The organism is Paenibacillus hodogayensis (genome assembly GCF_039536325.1).
GTDB lineage: Bacteria > Bacillota > Bacilli > Paenibacillales > NBRC-103111 > Paenibacillus_AB > Paenibacillus_AB hodogayensis.
The window spans coordinates 84,757-106,396 of record NZ_BAAAYO010000007.1 but is presented as its reverse complement, the minus strand read 5'-3'; the positions used below and the strand labels follow the sequence as shown (position 1 = coordinate 106,396).

The 21,640-nt window shown below is 57.5% G+C and carries 15 protein-coding genes; 3 read left to right on the top strand and 12 right to left on the bottom strand.

Features of this window, described 5'->3' with window-relative positions:
- Positions 1-105 precede the first annotated feature (105 nt).
- A complete protein-coding gene (locus tag ABD796_RS15550; protein WP_344909065.1) occupies positions 106-795 on the top strand; it encodes an aspartate/glutamate racemase family protein in 690 nt (229 codons plus the stop codon).
- A 76-nt stretch (positions 796-871) separates the two neighbouring features.
- Here the strand turns inward: ABD796_RS15550 and ABD796_RS15545 are convergent, their stop codons facing one another.
- From ABD796_RS15545 to ABD796_RS15530, 4 genes are all read right to left on the bottom strand, one after another.
- Positions 872-2,512, bottom strand: coding sequence for an AraC family transcriptional regulator (locus tag ABD796_RS15545; RefSeq protein ID WP_344909064.1), 1,641 nt, complete (start codon positions 2,510-2,512; stop codon positions 872-874).
- The gene (locus ABD796_RS15540) at positions 2,499-3,455 is read right to left on the bottom strand and encodes an ABC transporter substrate-binding protein (RefSeq protein ID WP_344909063.1); all 957 of its coding nucleotides are present in this window, start codon (positions 3,453-3,455) and stop codon (positions 2,499-2,501) included. Before ABD796_RS15540 ends, ABD796_RS15545 begins: the two co-directional genes overlap by 14 nt.
- Before the next feature lie 187 nt (positions 3,456-3,642).
- Positions 3,643-5,409, bottom strand: a complete 1,767-nt coding sequence (locus ABD796_RS15535; RefSeq protein ID WP_344909062.1) for a sensor histidine kinase — start codon at positions 5,407-5,409, stop codon at positions 3,643-3,645.
- The gene (locus tag ABD796_RS15530; RefSeq protein ID WP_344909061.1) at positions 5,406-6,119 is read right to left on the bottom strand and encodes a response regulator transcription factor; all 714 of its coding nucleotides are present in this window, start codon (positions 6,117-6,119) and stop codon (positions 5,406-5,408) included. The genes ABD796_RS15535 and ABD796_RS15530 overlap by 4 nt, the downstream gene beginning before the upstream one ends.
- Before the next feature lie 135 nt (positions 6,120-6,254).
- Here ABD796_RS15530 and ABD796_RS15525 point away from each other — a divergent pair, with 135 nt between their 5' ends.
- Positions 6,255-7,454: a DUF418 domain-containing protein gene (locus ABD796_RS15525; RefSeq protein ID WP_344909060.1), complete on the top strand. Its 1,200-nt coding sequence runs from the start codon at positions 6,255-6,257 to the stop codon at positions 7,452-7,454.
- Positions 7,455-7,712: 258 nt separating this feature from the next.
- On the opposite strand, the gene ABD796_RS15520 is transcribed toward ABD796_RS15525, so the two are convergent.
- Positions 7,713-9,368 (bottom strand): helix-turn-helix domain-containing protein, encoded by a 1,656-nt coding sequence (locus ABD796_RS15520; protein ID WP_344909059.1) that lies wholly within the window; start codon positions 9,366-9,368, stop codon positions 7,713-7,715.
- A gap of 300 nt (positions 9,369-9,668) precedes the next feature.
- Positions 9,669-10,697, bottom strand: a complete 1,029-nt coding sequence (locus tag ABD796_RS15515) for an ABC transporter substrate-binding protein (protein WP_344909058.1) — start codon at positions 10,695-10,697, stop codon at positions 9,669-9,671.
- 335 nt (positions 10,698-11,032) lie between these two features.
- On the opposite strand from ABD796_RS15515, the gene ABD796_RS15510 reads away from it, so the two are divergent.
- The gene (locus ABD796_RS15510) at positions 11,033-11,359 is read left to right on the top strand and encodes a YnfA family protein (RefSeq protein ID WP_344909057.1); all 327 of its coding nucleotides are present in this window, start codon (positions 11,033-11,035) and stop codon (positions 11,357-11,359) included.
- A gap of 112 nt (positions 11,360-11,471) precedes the next feature.
- Here ABD796_RS15510 and ABD796_RS15505 read toward each other — a convergent pair whose 3' ends face one another.
- The 6 genes from ABD796_RS15505 to ABD796_RS15480 all read right to left on the bottom strand — a co-directional run bounded on the left by ABD796_RS15505 (position 11,472) and on the right by ABD796_RS15480 (position 21,632).
- On the bottom strand, positions 11,472-11,849 hold the full coding sequence (locus tag ABD796_RS15505; protein ID WP_344909056.1) for a VOC family protein: 378 nt from the start codon (positions 11,847-11,849) through the stop codon (positions 11,472-11,474).
- A 149-nt stretch (positions 11,850-11,998) separates the two neighbouring features.
- A complete protein-coding gene (locus ABD796_RS15500) occupies positions 11,999-12,685 on the bottom strand; it encodes a DUF421 domain-containing protein (protein WP_344909055.1) in 687 nt (228 codons plus the stop codon).
- A 345-nt stretch (positions 12,686-13,030) separates the two neighbouring features.
- Positions 13,031-13,609: a GNAT family N-acetyltransferase gene (locus tag ABD796_RS15495; protein ID WP_344909054.1), complete on the bottom strand. Its 579-nt coding sequence runs from the start codon at positions 13,607-13,609 to the stop codon at positions 13,031-13,033.
- A gap of 375 nt (positions 13,610-13,984) precedes the next feature.
- Complete coding sequence (locus ABD796_RS15490) at positions 13,985-15,688, bottom strand: hypothetical protein (RefSeq protein ID WP_344909053.1); 1,704 nt, start codon at positions 15,686-15,688, stop codon at positions 13,985-13,987.
- Positions 15,689-15,704: 16 nt separating this feature from the next.
- Positions 15,705-19,265 carry a hypothetical protein gene (locus ABD796_RS15485; RefSeq protein ID WP_344909052.1) on the bottom strand — a complete coding sequence of 1,187 codons (3,561 nt, stop codon included), beginning with the start codon at positions 19,263-19,265 and terminating at the stop codon, positions 15,705-15,707.
- Positions 19,266-19,283: 18 nt separating this feature from the next.
- Positions 19,284-21,632, bottom strand: a complete 2,349-nt coding sequence (locus ABD796_RS15480; protein ID WP_344909051.1) for a helix-turn-helix domain-containing protein — start codon at positions 21,630-21,632, stop codon at positions 19,284-19,286.
- Positions 21,633-21,640 lie beyond the last annotated feature (8 nt).

Genomic DNA, 21,640 nt, shown 5'->3' with positions numbered 1-21,640 from the left:
TGACGCAGACTCGAACTGGTACTTTGCAAATGGCATGTTCCTGGCACTTCTGCCAACCAGTATAGCATGATAAGCTTGGAATCAAAAAAAGGAGAGTGACCGGCCATGAAAACGATCGGTTTGATCGGCGGCTTAAGCTGGGAATCGACCGCGTATTATTACCGTTATCTTAATCAAGGCATTCAAGCGAGGCTGGGGGGATTGCATTCGGCGAAATGCATGCTGCATTCCTTCGATTTTGCCGAGGTCGTACGGCTTCAGGAAACGGGACAGTGGCAGCAGGCTGCCCGGCTTCTGGCGGAAGCTGCCGCGAAGCTGGAAGCGGGCGGCTGTGAGGCGGTGCTGATCTGCTCGAACACGATGCATTCGGTCGCCGGGGTCGTCCAGGACGCCATCCGTATTCCGCTGCTGCATATTATCGACGCTACGGCGGACAACGTAAAGAAGCAGTCGATCCGCAAGGTCGGACTGCTTGGCACGCAGTATACGATGGAGCAGCCGTTCTACCGGGAGCGGCTGTTGAAGCTGGGCATTGAAGCGATCGTACCCGAGGCGGCCGACCGCGAACGGGTGCATGCGATCATTTTCGAGGAGCTGTGCCGCGGAGTGCTGAAGCCGTCATCCAGAGAAGAATATACGCAAATTATCGAGCGGCTTCGGGAGCGGGGAGCGGGGGGCGTGATTCTCGGCTGTACGGAAATCCCGCTTCTCGTTGAGCAAGGGGACAGCCCTTTGCCGCTTTTCGATACGACCTATATTCATGCCAGCGCCGCTGTGGACTTTGCCTTAGGATGAGCCGGCACCTTCAGTAGGATGACCGTCAAGCGGCCAGCCGGAGCTATTACGGCTTTATCCGCTCCCGTCGGATTCCTCAGATTGCTCCGAAAAGCTGCCGCAGCTCGCTGAGCCATTGCTCATGCCGGTAGGCGTTATTTTCGTTCCACGGGCAATCGAACCATTTGCAGGCTTTGGTTGGATGGACGCTGCCGCTTCTTACCGCGCTCAACTCTCGCCAGCCTTCGGAGCGTTCCAGCAGTCGCCAGGACATCTGCGAAGCGTCGTCCTCCCCGACATGAATGACGATCCGGTCGGCCTCGAACGCATCAAGCTGATGCACGGTAATTTCCTTGACCCATGGAATATCCTCTACGTGCCGCGCCGGCTTCCGTTCCAGGTCGTCGTAAAGCACCGTCCCGGCTCTGCGGCCCCAAGCAAGGAGCTTATGGCGGCAAATGCCCAGAATTAAAATTCGCTCCTGCCCCAGAAGGGGCGCAATGAACCGCTTGAGGTCGGCCAGCTTCCCGTCATATCGGTCCAGCCAACGCTCGGCTTCAGCGGGCTTTCCCAGAAATTCGGCCGTCAACCGGAGGTGCCGGCGCCAGGAGGCGTTTGACGGGAGAAACAGCGCAGGCGCTATTTGGCTCAACCGCTCCCGCTCCTCCTCCTCGATCAGCCGGTCCACTCCCAGAATAAAGTCCGGACGCGCCTTATGCAGCGCTTCGCGGTTAAAGTCATACTGATGGCTGAGCGATACTTTGACTTCAAAGGCGAATTTATGCCGGTATTCGTCCGTCCAATATTGGTCCATCGGGGCGGCGTAGGGAATGATCTGAAGTGCCAGCAATTGTCCGAAATTCACCCAACTGTAAGCGGCGACCTTCAACTGGCGGTTTTTCATATAGACCGCCGGCGAGAAGCCGGTTTGCTTCTTGAACGTGCTGCTGAAATACGTTTCGTTTTTATAGCCAACCCTGTAAGCCATTTGTCGAAAAGACAAATGCGGTTCGTTCTCCATCAGCCGCTTCGCTTCCGCCAGTCGAAGCTCCGTCAAGTAGTCGATGACTCCTTTGCCGAAACGATCCTTGAACAGGCGCATGAAATGGTAGCGACTCAACCCGGCGGTGTCGGCCAGACGCTCGACCGTAATCTCTTCGCGAAAATGCTTCTCCAGCTCCAGCCGGACGCACTCCAGCGCGATCGCCGTCTTGTGCTCCTGGTGCTTCAGTATCATGGCTAGCAGCTCGTGAAACCCGGCCTCGCTGCGGAACCGGTCTGCCCGGCTGCCGGAGTTCCAATGGGACAGCATCGTCTCGCATAAGCCGATCGCAACGGCAGACGGCGCAAGGCTGATTTCGCCCTGCGCCGGAAACATGGACATGCCGGTCTCGTCATCGAATAGTCGGTCATTGACGGGCTGACCGTGCGCGGTCATCGTCCGGAACCGCAGCACGTACACCCCCAGCTCGTCCCCGGGGTAAAGTCCGATCTCCACCAGCTGGCCGGGATGAGCTACGAATATAGCCCCCGGCTTCAGCGGGTAATAGCGGCCGTCCAGCACCAGCCGCCCGTCCTGAGCGGCTACCACGATCAGTACGGGACTGTCCATGACGAGGAAATCTCTCGTCCGGGGAAAGCTCAGATGGCTTTCCTGAATCGACTCGATGGAAAGCAGCTTGAACCACAGGTCGGAGAGCAGGCAACCGTCATTGCCTTCCGCTTCATTTCGCGACATAGCGGAGCACGTCCTCCACGATCAAGCCGTTGGCGATGACGTTCTGGTTGAACCAATGGCCGGAATCGGCCTCGAAGACATGACCTTGCTTGACGGCAGGCAAGTTTTTCCACAACGAATTGTCTTCCGGCGGCTTGGCGCGTCCCGGGCCGGACAGGACGAAGATATAGTCGACATCCTGCATCTCCGCCAGCGTCTCCAGCGAATACGTTTCGTAATCGCCCTTCAGCACTTTCGGCTGCTTGAAGCCAAGACCTTGGTACAGCACGGCGCCGCCGTAGAACTCGGGACCGAACAGCTTGAAGTTTTTCTCGTTGCTGCCCTGCAGCAGCACCGCCGTCTTCTCGCCTACGGTCGAGCGCAGCTTCTCCTTAGCGTCGGCCAGCTTCCGATCGTGCTTTTGCAGCGCCTGCTCGGCCTCGTTCTTCTTGCCCAACACCTCGCCCAGCTTCACGACCAGCCCGCGCCAGTCCTTCGTATCGGTAGAGAGCACGAACGTCGGGGCGATTTTGGCGAAATTTTCGTATGCGCCGCCCTTGAGATACGAGGCGTCCGGGAAAATAATCAAGTCGGGAGTGTAGCTGAGCGTCTCTTCCGGCTTCATGCCTCCGGTCATATTCAGCGAAGGGATGCCCTTCAGCTCGTTCTGCAAATATTGCTGCGGGTTGCCCTGCATCGACCATTGCGCGACCGGTTTGATGCCGAGCGCGGTGAGCGGGTCCTCGAGAAACGGCGCTATAATGCGCTTGGGCTGCGCCGGAATTTGCACCTGGTTGCCCAACGCGTCCTTCAGCGTGCGCGGGGCGGCTGCCGCTTGCTTGTCCGTACCCGCTGCAGCAGGCGTTCCTCCGGACGCCGGGGCGCCCGCTTTGGAATCGGCGGCCGAGCCGCAGCCGGCCAGCGCCAGCGATGCCGACAGCAGAAGCCCGGATAACGCGAGCAAAGGTCGCTTTCTATTTGTAAACGATTTAGTGCTTGACAAAAACATTACGTGTTCCCCCATTTGTGATAGTGATAATCATTATCGATATAAATGAGTATAATAGATGACCTCCCTTTTGTGAATAAACGAAAATGCTGATTTTCCCCGGCTCCCCCGCACAATTCCGTAATCCATGAGGGGCCGTCTCCTATCCCCCAATGTCCGCCGGCGTTCCGTCCGATATACGGAGCGGCAACCGCACAACCATCTTCGTACCCGAGCCCGCCTCGGACTCCACCCTGATGCTGCCTTGATGCGCCTCCGCGATCGCCTTGGCTATGCTCATCCCAAGCCCGGCCCCATCGGCTCCTTCTTCCGTATTCGTGCCGCGGTAGTACCGTTCGAACAAATTTCTCTTCGTCTCCTCATCCATCCCCCTGCCGTTGTCCTCCACCACGATAACCGCTTGCTGCGCGTCCTTTCCGGTGCTTACGACGATCCGTGTCCCTTCCGGGTTGTGCTTGATCGCATTCGTAATCAGATTGTCCAGCATGCGCCCGAACCACTTGGCATTGGCTTGAATGAACAAATGCTCCTCATGCTCTTCGAATACGAAGTCCACATGCCGGATCGTTACGTCATTCACATACCGCAGTACGGTTCGGCGGACAAGCTCGTTCAGCTCGATCGTTCCCCGCTGCATCTGGTCGGCATTGTTCTTCAATTGAAACGTCAAGGAAAAATCGTGGAGAAGCTCCAGCATGTAATCTCCCTTTCCGCGGATCATTCCCCCCATTTCCTTTAGCTCCGTGTCCGAGAACCGGAACTGGCCGCTCTCCAGCAAATGCCCGTAGCCTTGTATCGTCGCAAGCGGCGTCCGCAGGTCGTGGGAGATGCCGGTCATCCACTCCTCTCTCGTTTTCTCCAGACGGCGGCGCTCCTTCTCCGTTGCCTCCAGCTTGGCGGCCATGTTGTAAAAACCGGCAATGACTTCTTTGTACAAACGATACCGTAAGCGGATCGCGCCGTTTTTGCGAAACACTTTTTTACGGTCTTTCTCCGTTAACGCTTCATGGTAACGTCCCTTGCCCATCCGCGCGAACCAATCGGTAAATAACAGCAGCGGCTCGCCGTAACGGTACCCGTGCCAGATGGCGAAGGCTAGCGTCAGCAGCAGCATGCCCAAGCCCATATAAACCAAAGATACGATCACATCGTGCAAAATCGGCTGCCGAATCGCGCTGCGGCTTTCCTTCACGGTGTGCAGAATCCATGCGTTCCCGGTCGGTCCGTCATAATAGACGGAAATATCGGATGTCTGCAAAGCCGGTTCGGCGCTCATTGCTACGAGCTCCAGCGGACGATACGGCTCGCTGCGTCCCGGGGCACCCGCTGTCTGCAAGACGTTTCCTCCGGAGTCGACCACTTCGACGTAGTCGCCGGAGCTGCCCAGCTGCCTTTCCAGCTCCTGCATCGCATCTTGGCGAATAGAGCCCCCTTGGGCAAAATCGCGAACCCAGCCGCGCAGCCGATCCGCGCCCGGGTCCTCCACGCCGAGCATAAACAAAAGCCGTTTATCCGAAGTATCCAGCTCCGTCATAATCCGGTACGATTCAAAACGGCCGGTTTCCCTGATTTGCAGCAGTTCGGTCGCTCCATACGACGCCTTCACCCGGTCGGGCGTATTCGACGTATAGATGACCCGGCCTTCGCCATTGACGATTTGCAGCCAATAGCGTTCTGCCGACAACTGGTCCACCCATCGCTGGGGGATGGTGACGCGATCCCCTTCGACAGTCGCTTCCGTCGCGATGTTGGACACCGCCCCGTACGGAAACGTCCTTTTTAAATCCTGATTGACAAGGTATTGAAGCAGCAGCAGCATCCCGGCGAACAGGCAAAGCGCGACGAACACCCACAAGAAAAAAAACTGAAACGTAAAATGCATGGCGATCCTTCTGCGGATCCGGCTCATCCCTCTTTCTCCTTCATCAGCTTGTAGCCGAGTCCGCGCACGGTGACCAAATGGACGGGCTCGCCCGGGTCGGGCTCGATGCGTTCGCGGATTTTACGGATATGCACCATCACCGTGTTGTCGTCGCCGACGCCGTCGATTCCCCAGACGGCTTCGTACAGCTGCGATTTGGAGAATACCTTATTGGGATACTTGCACATATAAAGCAGCAGTTGGTAAGCCAATGCGGGAATCGCAACCGGTCTATCCCGAACGAGCAATTCCCCGGCATACTCGTCTACCGTAAACTGTCCGAATTCGTAACGATTTCGCGTATCCTCTTCTCTCGACAGAGGGGATGCGGAAGCACGGCGCAGCCTCGCTTTGATTCGGGCCGCAATCTCAAGCGGGTTGAACGGCTTGGTCACATAGTCGTCGCCGCCTGTCGCGAAGCCTGTTAACACGTCCAAGTCCGAGGTCCGTGCCGTTACATAGATCAGATGCGCATCGGACATTGCGCGAATCTTCGGCCCCAGTTCGAAGCCGGATTGATCCGGCAGCATCACGTCCAGCAAAATAATGTCCGCTTTATGCCTGCCGAGCAGCTTCAGCGCTTCCTGCGCCGTTCCGGCCTTGTATATATGATGAAAGCCTTCTTTGCGCAATACGATTTCAAGCAGTTGCAAAATGGATGTTTCGTCATCGATCAATAAGATTTTGGCGTTGTGCATACGATCCCTCCACACGCATTGTACCAGACATTCCTTAAGTTTAGCTAAACACCCCGGCATCGTTAAGGAAACGGTAAGCTTGCATTTAGGGGTCCTTCAGCACGCGCTGCTACAATCAAACACGAGGTGATCACAATGATCGAGAGAAATGGCCGCAGCGGCATCATCGACGGCTTGCGCGGGTTCAGCCTGCTGGGCATTTTGTTGGCAAACATGCTTGTTTTTCAGTACGGCATCTGGGGAAAAGACAAGTTGGAGCTGTATGCGCCCTCCTTTTCCGATACCGTCCTTCACAAGGTGCTGCTCGTTCTGGCCGAGGGCAGCTTTATGCCCATATTCACGTTCATGTTCGGCTACGGCATGATCAAGATGCAGGAAAGCCTGCTGGCGAAGGGCTTGAAGCCCAAGCGCTATTTGATCCGCCGTTTTCTGATGCTGTTCGCGATCGGCATGCTGCATAGCTATGTGCTGTGGGAAGGCGATATTTTGAGCTTTTACGGCATGATCGGCTTCTTCCTGCTGCTGTTCCTGAACCGGAAGCCGAAGACTCTCTTCGTTTGGGGGACGGTGCTGCTTGTCCTTTTCGGTCTGCTGGGGCTTGCGCCGAAGGAGGATACGAATGCGGCCTTCACCGAAGCCCAGACACGCATGGAAACGTACGTGAAACAGACGATCACCGTCTACGGTACGGGTACTTATCCAGAAATCCGGCATCATCGGCAAGCGGAGGACCCTCTCGGAGACGACGCTTTGGTTGTTATCACGATGCTGCTCGTCGTCCCGTTCTTGACCGCGCCCTTGTTTCTTTTCGGCATGTATGCGGCAAAGAAGCGGTGGTTCGACCGTCCGGAAGACGAACGCCGAGCTTACCGGAACCGGATGCTCCTCTTCCTGCCGGCGGGCTTGCTGCTGAAGGCATTGAAATATATATTGCCGGGCTATTGGTGGAGCGATGCAGGCGAGCTGCTCGGCGGCAATGTGCTGGCGCTCGGTTATCTTTTCGCCTTTGTCTGGATTTTCTCCCGAGCGAAGAGGTCGGTCTGGTTAGGCCGTTTCGAAGCGGTCGGCCGGCTCTCGCTAACGAACTATTTGCTCCAGTCCGTTATTTGCACGACGCTGTTTTACGGCTACGGGTTCGGTTGGTTCGGCAAGCTTGGCGTGCTGGCGGGGTGCGGAATCGCGTTCGCGCTCTATGCGGCTCAGCTTCTGCTCAGCACGCTGTATGTGAGACGTTTTCGCTCCGGACCGGCGGAACGGCTGCTGCGTATGGGGACGTATTTTTCCATTGCCGGAAAGCCCGGCCAGCCGAAGCCGCCGATCGCGAAGCCAAGCTGACTTTCGGAATGCGAAAGCAAATCGGCTGCCGGCCGATGGGGTTTGCAGACAACTGTCCCCATGGCCGGCAGTTTTTGCGCCTCTTGACAGTTCGCTTTGGGCATCGTTGCGTTGATGATTTAATCACGATTTCAAAATGGATAAACGAAAATACGGAATTCCTGGTGTACACGGATCAAGATTTTTATAGGGAGGTTTATCCGCAACTACAAAGCGATCTTAAGAAACATTTTTTTTGATACGACGCTTTCGCCTGCCTTATCTTACGTTAGGCAAGAGAAGTTCCGTCAAAAGCGCCAACTGCCCCTCCAACGAGATGGGATCGAAGAAAGAGTAATTGCGGTAATCCAGCTCGAAGGCCCGACCGGAAACGACTGCGGGCAGTTGACGCCATTCCGGGCGATCCGCAAGCGAAGCGATGCCCTCGCCTTCATGGATGACGAACAAAACATCGCAGCCGCCCACATAGTCCGTCAATCGCGCCATGCCGACCTCCTTTTCGATCTGCTCGCCGCTGTCGATCAATTGCCGCACCTGAACGGGCGCTTGAAAGCGTAGTCCCCGGTATACCGCCCATCCGCTGCGCCCGTATCCGTCGCCGAATATGGAAAACGAACGGCCGCCGTTCTCCACGCGAATGATGGCGGCTGCTTCCCGCTCACAGTGTAAGCCGGCACGTCTCAGCCGCTGGCGCGCGCGTGCGGCGCTTCGCTCGTATCGATGAATAAACCGTTCTGCCTCCTCTCTCCTGCCGATCAAATCGCCGATCAGTAGCGCTTCTTCGAATACGGTCCTCCTGCCGTCGTACGGGATCAACACCGTCGGCGCGATCCCCTGAAGACGGTCATAGTCCGGCAACTGCTTATTATTCATCAAAATCAGATCGGGAGCGAGCTCGGCCACCGCTTGCAGCGACAAGCCGACATCGACGATCGCCGCCTCCTGCTGGCGCAAAAACACTCTGCCCCCCCACCAGGTCAAATTGGCGCCAACAGGCGGCACGCCGAGCGAGATGAGCAGTCCGCTATAGTATAAAGCCACGATTTTCGGTCCCGCCTCCCCTCGACGGGCAAAACGGTTCGGAGACATCCCGGTCACTTGCTTGAAGCGGCGGCTGAAGTAATACGCATCTTGAAAACCGTTCCGGCCGGCAATGGCGCTGACCGGATCGGATGTCGCCAACAGTTGCTTCTTGGCCTGCTCGACGCGCAGCGCGGTCACGTACTCCGTCGGACTGCTGCCGGTCAGCAGCTTGAACCAATACGTAAATTGCCGAACGCCTAGGTTGGCACATCGTGCCAACGCCGGGATATCCAGCTTGTGCTCGGGAGCTGCATGCAATTCGTCAATCGTCTCCTGCACGGCGCTTCTGGCGTCCTTCACCGTCGGCGAATCGTTCCGGCTCCACATGTAATAGAGCAGCTCCTGCAAACGAATATGCTGTCGGAAGCCCTCAATACCGTCGGCATCGGTATGCGCTCCATAGCGATGCAGCTCGGCCAGCATAGCCTGCCATTGGCCGAAAGGCTGGATGTGGACCAACCCAGTCGGCGGCAATTCGGCTTCCTCGCCTGCCCCGGCTGCCGCATTGGTTTCATCGGGCGATCTGTCTCCTCCAACCCTCGTCCCCGCCGTCCGTCGCGCGCAAAACACAATTCGGCTGTATACGAGCTCCGACTGCCCGGAGCAGCGGCAATCCAGCAGCAGGCCGGGCTTGAGCAGCAAGCAGTCTCCTTTTTGCAGTCTCCAGCTTTTTTCATTCAACCGCCACGTCCCCTCGCCCTGCAGCACACTATACAGCTCGTAGTTTTCCGTATACGGCTTCGTACCTGGTCCGTCCGAGCTAAGCCGGATTTCCTCGACCTCCGACAGCGTAAACAAAATCGTGCGGAACGGCAGCGCTTGAAGGCTCATACCGTGTTCTCCCCCATATGTTGAGAATCATTATCAATTCATTCCCCTCCTATTGTAGTGAATCCGGCTCCCGCCTGCAACTCTTCAACGACTAGGACAAAAATAAGAGCCTGGCCCCTAAAGGTTTTCAGCGAGTGAACAAGTCCCGAATGATAGGCAAAGACGCTTCCATCACCACCGTACAGGCGGGATGAAAGCGTCTAGGTTTAACAGAGAAATCGTTTCAGCTCCTTGACCGGGTAGCGACGGTCGAGGCTTGCGGAAACAGGCAAGGTCGTTCGTCAAAAACAGAGAAGTAACTTACTTCGGCTTCGACAACAGCTGCGTGATCACATCCAGCTGCCCTTCGATCGAGATCGGATCGAAGTAGAAGAATTGCGCCTTGCTCAGTTCAATCACTTTGCCGTTTTTAACTGCGGGCAGCGATTTCCACACGCTGGACGCCTTCAGCTGCTCCGTCCCTTCGCCTTCGTCGGACAGGAATAAGTAGTCGGCATCGCCCACGTAGTCCGAGAGCTGCTCCAGCGACAGCTTCTGTACAATTTGCTTGCCGGAAGTAATGGCTTCCTTCATCTTATCCGTCACGACGAACTTCAGTCCGCGGTAGATTGGCCAGCCCCCGCGGCCGTAATTGTCCCCGAATACGGAGAAGCTGTCCCCTTTTCCGTCGGCGCGCACAATCGCCGCCTTTTTGCCTCCCCCGATCGTGTCGGCGAGCGACTTGCGCGCTGCGGACGCTTTCTGCTCGAACCGCGCCGCCAATTGATCCGCTACCTGGGGCTTGCCGATCAATTCTGCCACCAGCTTGGCGTCGTCATACGCGCTTCGGTTGGCGTCGTACGGGATCAGCACCGACGGTGCAATTTTGGAAAACTGCTCGTAATCGTTCGCATTGTTCGAATTCATGATGATCAAGTCCGGCTGAAGACCCACCACGACTTCAAGAGAAGGCGGTCCGCCCACGTCTTTAATGCCGCTCTCCTGCTGCTTCAGAAACGGACTGCCGCCCCACCATGCCAAATTGGCGCCGACCGGTTTTTCATCCAGCGCAAGCAGCATATGATGGTAGTACAAGGCAACGATTCGTTTCGGTTCGGTCGGAATTTCCACCTCGCCTTTTTCCGTCTGCACTTTGCGCGTCTTTGGCTTGGCTTCCCCCTTCGGCTGCTCGGACGTCGAGCCGGCCTGCGACGCTCCCTCGCTTCCCATCGATAAAGGGGCTCCCTGCTCTCCAGCGCCGCAAGCCGATCCCAGTACGGCCAGCGCCACCAGCAGCAGCGACAGCAGCCATGCAGCAGCAGACCTCCTTTTTCTCTCTCCACTCCGCATAATACGCCCTCCAATTGTGAGAATGATTATCACTAGAGTTCATTATAGGGAAGGCGCGAAGCCGAAACAATGGACATAACGGAGGAAATCCGGCGTTTTTTTGCGCATTTGCGTCAAATTGTACAACCTGCCTGAATGCCGTGGGCATCTTGTAACAAGGCATTCCCTGCACGACAGCATCCGCTTGACTTGGCCGGCATTATTTAATAAATTCAACAAGGAGTCGGCGGGGCGGTGAAAGTCAGCCTGATCGAGTAAGGTTGTACCGACGGCCGAGTTCGCCCGGGAGCCAAATGGCTGGGACCGCTGTAGGCGAAGAGAGGAGATCGTCTGTCGTGCTTTGGGCAATCGTCATTTTTGTGCTGGCCGGGCTCGCCGAGATTGGCGGGGGCTACCTGGTCTGGCTGTGGCTGCGGGAAGCGAAGCCGCTTTGGTATGGTATCGCCGGGAGCCTGATCCTGGTTTTGTACGGCATTATTCCTACGCTGCAAAGCTTCCCTTCTTTCGGTCGGGTATACGCGGCTTACGGGGGCGTCTTTGTCGTGCTGGCCGTGCTGTGGGGGTGGCTTGTCGATAAAAAAGCGCCCGATCTGTACGATTGGGTCGGCGCGGCCATCTGCATCGTCGGCGTATCCGTGATGCTCTGGGCGCCGCGAAGCTGAAGTACGCGCAGGGGCAGACTACACCAGCAGAAGTCAAAAAAACCGCTCGGCGGCTACGGTGACGTGAGGTCCCGATCCGGCAGAGCGGTTTTGGCTGGCGTATACCTGCTCCTTAAGCAAAAAGACTGATCAAATTGCCGTCGGGGTCTTGAACGATCGCGTAGCGCTGCCCCCAGAATGCATCCCACGGGTCGCGGTGTCCGTTATATCCGTGCTCCGTTATCTTATGAAACAGCTCATCTACCTCTCCGCGACTGTCGCACAGAAACGCCAGCTCTATGCGATGACCGGTGGGCTCGTCCCAACCGCCGTAAACGTCTCTAATCGTTTCCTGTACGTCAAAGGCCAGCCGGAAGCTGCCTTGCGCCACCTCAACATGCTTCTCGTCGTTCGCATTCTCCGGTATTTCCAATCCAAGTAGGCGGTAGAACTCCAGAGCCTTCCGCATGTCCTTCACAACGATGCCGACCATATCGAATTTAATTCCCATCACTTCAGCTCCTAACATAAGGTTTGACTTTGCGCATGCGCTTAGCGCCAGATTCGATGTATATCATACCCTTTTCCGTGCTGTCGAAATAGTAAAAAACGGACATCTTGCGATTTTTTTTCTGAACCGCCAAGCCGGTTACGGCCAGCCTATTCACCCGGCTTCCTCCGCTGCGCATGCAGCCCGTCCGCTTCCGACCACTCCGCGTACCAGACGTCCCGAGGGCTTATGATCCCTTGCTCCTTCAGCAAGGCCAGCAGCCATGCCTGATCGCGGCCGATCTCCCGGAGCGTATCTTGTTGAATATACCCCTGATCCATCACGATAAAAGCGAGATCGGCCGGTTTAGCCGGCACACCCATCTCCTCCCGCGTCGGATTGTCGATGCCGGGCATTTTCATGACGCTCAGATTGCCGTTCGTCTCGAATATCGCGTAAGCGACCTCCGTCACGCTGAATACGCTCTGCTCCCTCAGCATCATGCCGACCTGATGCATATCGAGCTTGTTGCGCTTCATCGCCCGTACGTCGATTACTCCGTTGCGGATAATGATGTCCGGTCTCCCGCTAAGCGGCACCGATAGCCAAGGAAGCAGCTGAACCGCCTTCTCCAGCGCAAGCGACAAGAACATCCATAGCGCGAGCGCGTAAAGAAGCATCGGGAGACTGGCCTCCCGGTCATAGATGGTATTGCCTACCAGCTCGCTGAGCATAAGCGAGGAGATGAAATCGAACGGCGTCAGCTGGGAAATCTCCTTTTTGCCCAACAGCCGGGCCATGATCCACAAACCGATAAAGGCCGTCGCCAGCTTGATCGTAATCCACATATAATCCATGTCCTCGCCCGCCCTCCGTGGTCGTTTACTGGATAAATACCCGGATGGCGCGCTCGTGAAGCTTGGCGGCCGCATATGCCAATCAGTATCTATGGTTCGCGCTGCCCGACTCGAGCACGATCCAAGAAGGAAGCCTGCCTCCGATTTCTCATGGAGGCAGGCTTCCTTGGACAAAGCTTGTTCACGGTCCGAATAGCTTTACCTCTGTAATGCTGTTCCAATCCGTTCCGTTGCTGGTGCCGAAGCAGACGATTTTCACGAATTTGGCGGCGGCTGCCGACGCAAGCGCGTACGCTTCCATGCCGTTTGTCGCCCTCTGCGCATACGTAAGCGTTCTGCCCGCGATTACTTGTCCGGCCCCCCGGCAGGCTGCCGCTCCAGCTCAATCAGCCAACAGTCTCTGTACGCGCCTTCGTGCCATTCGTGCTCAGGCAAATACGCTTTCTTGACGAAGCCGCACTTTTCGTACGCTCGCAAAGCGCGTGCATTCCACGCTTGCGGGTCCATCACGATCTTATCCGCTTGCTTGCTCGTCATTAAGTAATTCGCCGCGAATGCGATAAGCGCCGTGCCGATCCCCTTGTTCCAATAAGGCGTTTCGCCAATAAATTGATCCATCCCGTACAGGTTCCCGGCGAATCCTTCGTAGCCGTAGGCCTGCCGCTCTTCCTCTTCTACGACATAAAATTGCATATAGCCGATAGCTTCTTCGTTATACTGAACGATACATCCGGTTATATTCCCCGCACGGTCATAATAATGCTCCTGCACCATCGCCAGGTCGTGAGGGCGGTCCCGCCCCTCGTAATAGGCCAATACGTCCGGATCGCTCAGCCATTTGACCAACAAATCCGCATCCGTATGCGTCAAAGGTCTTATCGATAACGTTTTGCCTGCATACAGCGTCGCAGCGATCGTGTCCAATGCTGTTTTCATCCCTTTCTGCAATTGCTAGGCTTATTTCTTCTTATTCCCATTATACCAGTCTGTCATTTCCTTGACGACCGCGTTTCCTCCCTTTGCTCGCCTGAAAAGCAAAGAATACGGCCCGACCTTCGCGCCGTACCTGTTGATCGACTGAAGCCGATGAACTAAAAAAGCGAGCCGGGGAAGGCGCGGCGGATTCGTTCCGTCCTCACCCTCTTCCCGGCTCGCTTGCTTATTCTTACTTCCTTATCGTCCCGGCCTTTTGCACAGGCTGCCCCGCGCACCGCCAAGCCGCCGTCTGCCGCAAGCGCAGCGTCTTCGCTGGCCGCGCAGCTCGCTCCGTACGACCGACAATTCGGCGGAATCGTCGGCCTAGGCTCTTACAGAAAAGGCTGTCGGGCGGATCGGGATGTCCAGCTGCCGGGGCTCCTCGGACCAGTCGGCGGTAACGCTGGCCCGCTCCTTTCCGGCGGACACTGTGTAGGCAGGGATGGGCTTCCCGACCGAGAGAGCGAACAGAAACGCTCCGGCAGCCATTGTCCGGAAATCGAACGTCCGCCTGCTGCCCTCGTAAAGAACGAAGTCTAGACAAATGGTGTCCTCCTCTTGAAGCACGCTCCATTCGGGCACCGGCATGTACTGCTCGCCGTCATGGTACGAGGCGAACAGCCGTTGCAGCTTCACCGTCGTGCCTCCGATGGCGATTTCGGCCGACGCTCCAGCGGAGCGGACTTCCACTCGCTCCCTATGGCCTCCGATTTCCAGCCGAATACGCAAATCGGACGCTTCGATCGTGCCGTGCATTTTGTCCAGATTCGGATGCGTATCCCCGCCCTCCGTCAGGAAACGGATGCCGAATACGGCATCCGGGCCATTCTGGATGCATTCGAAGACAGCGGAGCAATAATCGTAGCCGTCATGCAGCACGCGCAGTTGAATCGAGGTCGGACTTCCACCGTTATCGAAGTAGCCGACGAGATTGCGGCATTGGTTCCACATGATATCCTTGCGGAATGTGCCGATCGCATAATTCGGCGTCATGTAGCTCGTCGCCTCTTTCTCCAGGCCGCGCTCCAGATCGCGGGCGTATATCCGCCGGACCGTGACCGTACGCGGTTCCCGAAACTGCGGAAAGTAGCGCTCCGGGCACGACACCCCGCTTTCGTACCATTCCGCGGAATAGCGCAGACGCTCCGGGGCGACGAAGCCGACTTGACCGTCCGTCGCCACTTGCAGGAACGACTTCGTCTCCTCGTTAAGCAGCGTACGGTAACAGCGGCTGTGCGGTCCGCTCCATTGGCCTGTCGCCGGATGGTGATGCTCTGCCGCCATCCCCCACGCCAGATCGAGCAGATCGCCGCTTAGCTGCGCAGCGCGCGGCGTGGCGGTCATTGACCGCAGACGCGACAGCTCCAGAATCGCTACAACCGCATAAGTCGGGCTGTTGTACTCCTGGAACGTTTTCAGCTCAAACGTGAATTCGTGAAACCGTTCGAGCCGCCGCAGGCCGTAATCGGCGTAAGCCTCGATGCCGTAATGCTCGCCGGCGACCAGCGTGACGAGCGCGCCCATAATGGCGATGTTCGTATAGGAGGGTCCGACGTTCCGTTTGATAATGGCGTCGCAGGCGTTGCCGATCGCTTGCTTGATCCGGCTGCGCAGCGGCTCCGGGATGCGCGGCCCGTGCCGGTATTCGGCCATCAGCAGCTGCTTGCCGCAGAAGTCGGCCCAGTTCCAGTCCGGCGGCGCCATCCGCTCCAGCGGCTCCTCGTAAAACCACGGCCATATGCCGAACGTGTCGCGGCTGCGATCCGTCTCCTGCAGTGGCAAAATCGTTTCGATCACGTCGAACGCCCGCCGCTCGTATTCGGCAAGCCCGGTATCGAGCAGCGCGAGGGCGTAGATCAGGTTCGCATAGGTGCCGTGGACGGTCTCGACGTTTTTCAGCGTCGTATGGTAACCGGGACTACTGAAAGGAACCCGCAGCAGTTTCAAGTCCGGGTTGTACTGGTCCTCCCATTCCCGGACCCGCTCCAGAAGCAGACGTTCATGATCAATCGGCTGAATCGCATTCATCAGGCATTCTCTCCTATTATTCGGGCGCTTCGTTCACCCGGAATTCGACCGGGGCGGATTCCGCCGTCCAGCCGTTGTGCCGCACGACCGCTTTCAGCGAAGCCGTGCCGTTCTTCTTGCCCGTAACCGTTCCGTATACGGACCCGTACACGGTGTTCGTTACGGTTGCTTCCAATGTATCGGGTTCGCTGCTGACCAAGCTGACCTGCGCTGCCGCCAGATTGACCGGCAAGCCCCGCATGGTGCCGCGAACGGTCGCTTCCGCCGAGATTCCCCGCGTCAGGGCCGCCACCGGCGCCTGAAGACTGACTCCATCGAACCATTGCAGCAGCATCGGGTTGAACAGCGACGATTGCTTGCCCGACCCGATTCCGCTCCCCCATTCGACATAGCCCTTTCGACTGGTACCGTCATTCTCGTTCACGACGACGGACAAGCTCAGCATGCCGTCGGTTGGGGCGATCGGCTTTAATTCCGTCCAGGGCAATGCCAGTCGATACATGGTCAGCTTGGCCGTCTCATCCCGCGTCACCTGCAGCTGCCGGTTCGTCACGGTACCGGTAGTCATGCCGGAGGGGGCCATCCACCGATAAAGCTCCGGTCCTTGCGGCGTCAAAGCCATGCCGTATTCGTACCACTGCACCGCTTCGCCGGGCGTCCCAGCGGACACCGCAAACTGGATGCTGTCTCCCTGCCACATGGCGTCGCCCGCATACGGCTGCGAGAACACGTCGTCGCGGACGCGCGCATAGACGTACAGATTCACCGTGTCGTAGCCAAACCACAGCTTGCCGCTCAGATCGTTCGGGCCGTTGTAGCCGGTAATCCGCGAGCGCACGTCGGTTACGAGATCGATGCCCTCCGAATCCGGCAAAGACGTCATTTCCTGCGAGGTATGGAAGGAAAGCGGCTTCATATCCGCCGAAGCGATGATGCGCACGCTGCCGTCGGCCCGTGTTATCGCCCCATCCTCCCAAGCGACTGCAACGGCATAATCGAGCGGCGTTCGCTCGGGCAACCCCGCAAGCGGCAAATACAGCGTTTTGACGGAATGAGCCGGTATGGCGATTCCATACGTTTGCGTGAACGATACGCCGCCAACCTTCCAATCCGCTCCCGCCAAGCGCCGTTCCGTCGGCTTTGCGTTCTCGACGCGGACCTCCAGCGCGTCCTCGCCTTCTTTTTTCACATGCTTGACCGTCATCTGCTCGGCCTTCGCGACCTGGAAGCGCTCGGAAAGCCCTGCTATCGGCTGCCCGGAACCGGTAATTCGGGCGAACGAGGCATGCGTGCCGGCCTGCCCTACCGCCGGGAACGTTACCGGGTAGCTGCCTGGTCCGTTAATGGCGATGTTTGCGGAAGCTCCCTGGAAATAGACATGGGCCGTGACCGACGTCTGCGCCGGATCGTTGGCGACAAGCGTGACGGTAATCGGATCGCCGGTATAGGCCGACGGGCTTTGAAGCGTAAACCGTGCGCCCGGAATGACGCTTTGGACTTGGCCCCGTACGAACAGCGGCTCGCCGTTCAAGGTCAATACGACCTCTCCTTCGGCGGGAGCATATTCCGCGATTCGACCCATCATGTCGGTTACGGTGACGGAGCCGGTCGTTCTCAGCGTGACGTCCTGCTTCGCAGGGGACCACATTGCCTGAACGTGCTGGCCGTCCTTCTCGAACGTATACCGGTAAATGCCGTCCGCCGTGCTTTGCCCGGTGAGGGTCGCTCCGGTAAGCTGCCGCGCCATCGTCGCATAAGCGACGTAAGCCGGCTTCGGCGTATAGGCGCCGAGCGCGTCGCCCGGATTGTGGACAATCCCGAAGTTGTGCTCGTTGTTCTGCTTATCCGTGCCGTCGTCCATCATGTCGTACCAGAACAACTTCTCGACGCCGGAGGCGATCGAGACTACATAGCTGCGGATCAAATAAGCCGCCTGCGTATTTTCGTCCACGCCCTGCGGACTCAAATGCGTCGGCCAGCCGAGCTCGGAGAACCAGATCGGAATCGTCTGTCCGTTGTTGTACGCTCGCACCAGATCGTTCAGCTGCGCGATCTCGTTCGTCAAGCCTTCCGGACTGTTCGGATAGCGGTATGGATGTACCGATAAGGTGTCCATGTAATTCAGCCCGCCCAGCGCGAATACGTCGCCCAGCCAGGCGCGGGGAATGCCCGACGTGGCCCCGCCTACGACGTTCAAATCGGGCCGTACCGCCTTTGCCGCCTCGTAGCCTTTCTTCAACAGTTCGAAATACATATCCGCCCGTGAAGCCGCCGGGCCTTTGCCGCCGAAGTACGGAAGGTCGAATTCGTTCCACATCTCCCCCGCCTTCACCTGGCTGCCGTACTTGGCCAATTGGGCTTTCACGTAGTTGGCGTAGCCGGTCCGGGCATCATCCGTATAGGGCGTCTGGAAGTTGTCGTAGAATTGGTTGCTGAAGGCGAACGTGAGGAACGGCTCGATGCCGTGCTCCTGAAAGCCCTGCATAGGCAGCGTGTGCTTCGGATTGAACGTATACGTTCCCTTGGCCAGCTCGATTTCGGACCAATAGAACGAATCCCGGGCGTGCTTCGCTCCGGCATATTTGACCAACGGAATCGATTCGCGATTCCAGCCGATGCCGTAATGCGTCTGCATGCCGAACGGAGAGTCGGCGACAGCCGTCAGATCGAACGACGGCAAGGCCGCAAACGTCGTCTCCGCGGTGCGCGTTTTGATCCCGCCCTTGTACGAATCCGCTTTCAAACGATAATAGCCGTCTTCAGGCACCGTCACGGCCAGCCGCAGACGTCCCCCGGCGACCGGACTGCTGCCGGAGGCGACCGGTTCATTCCATGCGTTGAATGCCGTCCAGCCGATCGTATCGCCGGTCGTCAATACATCGAACGCCGCGGTCCGCGTCCCCGCGAACACATTGCCGACCTGCGTCTGCGCGATCGTCAGCTCCGGCGTATCGACCTGGGCCCGCAAATCGTCGAACCAGATCGTGCCGGTCGTCCTGCCCACCTTCAGCTGCGGCTTGGACAGCTTGAAGCTGATCTTCTTCAGCGGTCCGCTCCAAACGCCGTCGTTTTTGCCGCCCCAATGCGTATAGCCGATTCCCGAAACGAAGGAGGAGATCGTCACTTTCTGCCAATCGGTCGTCGGCTGCAGCCTGACGGTCTGCTGATGGTTCTGGTTCCCGTTGTCCAATAGGATGAGATCGAATGCCGTCATATCGGCGGTTTTCACCCAGAACGACAGCTCTCTCGCATCCGTGGGCAGTACCCGCTTGAACAAATAACGCTCCAGCGTCACCCAATAATATTGGTTGAAATCGAGCTGCAGCTTCCCCGAGGCCGCGCCGGAGTGATGCACGCTCGTATCGAGACTGTACTCGCCGCTCCCGAGCGCATACGTGCTTCCGATCAAGAAGTCCCACGTCTCATCCTTGCTTTCAAAATCCGCCAAAGGCAGTTCCGTTACAGCCGCGTCGGCATTTGCCAGCGGCAACTGCCTGCCGGGAGATGCCGTCAAATCGAGCCATGCCGTCAAAAGCGCCACAATAAGCGCCAGCGCCAACGGTTTCCACGTCTTCATACCGGTCCACTCCATTCGTTAGGACGGCTGATCCCGCTCTCCCCTTTTGGCCCACTCCAACTCCCTGTATTCGCTCGGGGTCAGACCTGTCATTTTTTTGAAAATGCGCGTAAAGCTGTTCACATTGGCATAGCCGACCGCTTCGGCGATATCGCGGACTTTGCCGCTGCCGCCGGCGAGCAGCTCCTTCGATTTGGCGATACGGATTTCCATCAAATAATCGATAAAATTGCCGCCGGTATAATCCTTGAACATTTTGCTCAGATGGGAAATGCTCATATGAAACCGCTCGGACAAATAATTGAGCGACAGATCGCCGTGCATGTAATTGTCGCGGATGAACCGCGTAATTTTATCGATCGCCTCGTTCTTCTCGCGGCTGCTGCGCTTCAGGCGAATCCGCTCGATCAAGCCCGTCAGCACCCCTGCGGTAAAGTCGCGGATATGTTCCAGCGTCTCGTGCTGCTCCAACGCCTCCTGGAAGTTCTGCGCCGGAACCAGCTCATCCTGGTTCATCCCGATCTCGCCGGCCACCCCGGCCGCCTTCATCAGCAATTGCACGACAAGCTGCCGGATAATGTCGGGGGGCACGTTGGAGGTCGCCATCGCCTCGAACCAGCTTGCCACTTGCTCCCGCAGTTTGTCCTCGTCCGGCTGCTTGATCGAATCGATCATGTTGTCCGTAAGGGAGAACAGCCGGTGGAATTCGCCCGCGCTGTAATCCTGGATATCGTCTGCGGAAATAATCGTATTGTTGCCCATGACCAGCTTGTATTTGAGCGCCTCCATCGACTGCCGGTGCGACATCCGAATGTCGCGCAGCTCCCGCACCTCTCCTCCGATGCCGATCGTCACCGTTTTGCGGAAGTTTTGCTCCGCAAACTTCTTCAGCATGTCGGCGACCGCCATGGCGCGTACCGCGTGCATCTCGGGATCGTCATCCTCGAAGCTGACGATGATCGCGCATTGCCCGTCGTCCCATTCGATCGCCGCTCCGCGGCTTTCGGCATTGATCAGCTCTTCCGCCACGTTGCACAGCGCATAGGCGTACAAATGCAAATCCGCCGAGGAGCCGATAGCCGATTTCCGGTCGAATTCCGCGCTCATGACGATAAAATGATTCGGATGCAGCTGCATGCCGACCAGATCCATATACTGCTGGATGTCGCGGCTGTACGGCGGATGCTGAGTCAACAGCTCGGTATAAAGCCGCCACTTCATAAACGGCTTCGTTTCCTTGATTTGCTTCTGCAGCTGCTCGCTGTCGGACAAAATATCGTTGACGATCGTCTCCAAATAAGCGAATTCGTTGCCCTGCTTCGCTTCCGACGCGGAGAAACGCGGATGCATGCCGAGCCTGCTCGACAGGCTGGCCGCGAACCGGTTGAACGGATTGAGCGTCCAGTAGCCGACAAGCGCGGCCAGCAAAGCCGCGGCGACGAACAGGAAGGCGGCGACGACAAGCAGCACGTTGCGGATGTTGATCAGCGGCTTGTTCAGCTGAATTTCCGGAACGACGTTGACGATTTTCCAGCCCGTATAGTCCGATGTCACATAAAAGACGGTGCTCTCCTGGTCATCGGCTTTCGTCCGGAAATGCCCTTCGGCGGGACCGTTCAGTACGCCGGCCACCACGGCCGATTCGCTGGCGTCGCGCCCCAGTTTGCTTTTGTCATCATGAGATACGATGACCCCTCGACCGTCCACCATAAAGGTTTCGCCAAGTCCCTTGTGCGGGGAATCGCTCAGCAGCCCGTACAGGGCCTCTTCCTTGATGTTGACTGCGATCGCTCCCCGGCGGTAGCCGGGGGAATGGACGAGCGGATACGTTCGCACCAGCGTGGCGACATTGCGGTAAATCGGGAACGAAGAACCGTACATCGACAGCTTGCGCGTCGACAGCCAGTTCGAATAGCCCAAGTAAGGCTCGAACTGGCCGATCCATTGATAATCGTCGGGAATTTCCGAATCGAGCAGCATGTTGTTGGAAAACAGCCGCTTCTTCGTATACGAATACAGATCGATGGAGAAGACGTACTCCCCGCCATTGATGATACGGTTCAAGGAGCCGCTCAGCCGGTAGTCGTTCTCCCTGCCGGTCCCGTCGTTATCCAGCGTATCGAAAAACGTCTTGATCTCGTCGGTGCCCAGCATCTGAATCGTTTCTTTGTCGATGATCTGCAGCATCAGCTCCATCTTGTGCTCGATCTGCCCGAGCAGCGCCATATGCGTGTCGGTCAGCTCGTATTTGAGCCGGTTCGTCGTGACCCGGTACGACAGGAAGGAGATGACAAAGACGACGAGGAACAGGAGCGAGACGAGCAGCAAAACCGTTTTCTTCGTAGAACGGTATCGAAAAATGCCCATGTCCTGTT

Coding starts and splice junctions, on each gene's coding strand:
- ABD796_RS15485 (WP_344909052.1), bottom strand. CDS start 19,265: ATGAAGACGTGGAAACCGTTGGCGCTGGCGCTTATTGTGGCGCTTTTG.
- ABD796_RS15480 (WP_344909051.1), bottom strand. CDS start 21,632: ATGGGCATTTTTCGATACCGTTCTACGAAGAAAACGGTTTTGCTGCTC.
- ABD796_RS15535 (WP_344909062.1), bottom strand. CDS start 5,409: ATGAGCCGGATCCGCAGAAGGATCGCCATGCATTTTACGTTTCAGTTT.
- ABD796_RS15505 (WP_344909056.1), bottom strand. CDS start 11,849: ATGGGAATTAAATTCGATATGGTCGGCATCGTTGTGAAGGACATGCGG.
- ABD796_RS15525 (WP_344909060.1), top strand. CDS start 6,255: ATGATCGAGAGAAATGGCCGCAGCGGCATCATCGACGGCTTGCGCGGG.
- ABD796_RS15545 (WP_344909064.1), bottom strand. CDS start 2,512: ATGTCGCGAAATGAAGCGGAAGGCAATGACGGTTGCCTGCTCTCCGAC.
- ABD796_RS15520 (WP_344909059.1), bottom strand. CDS start 9,368: ATGAGCCTTCAAGCGCTGCCGTTCCGCACGATTTTGTTTACGCTGTCG.
- ABD796_RS15500 (WP_344909055.1), bottom strand. CDS start 12,685: ATGGATTATATGTGGATTACGATCAAGCTGGCGACGGCCTTTATCGGT.
- ABD796_RS15530 (WP_344909061.1), bottom strand. CDS start 6,119: ATGCACAACGCCAAAATCTTATTGATCGATGACGAAACATCCATTTTG.
- ABD796_RS15550 (WP_344909065.1), top strand. CDS start 106: ATGAAAACGATCGGTTTGATCGGCGGCTTAAGCTGGGAATCGACCGCG.
- ABD796_RS15490 (WP_344909053.1), bottom strand. CDS start 15,688: ATGAATGCGATTCAGCCGATTGATCATGAACGTCTGCTTCTGGAGCGG.
- ABD796_RS15515 (WP_344909058.1), bottom strand. CDS start 10,697: ATGCGGAGTGGAGAGAGAAAAAGGAGGTCTGCTGCTGCATGGCTGCTG.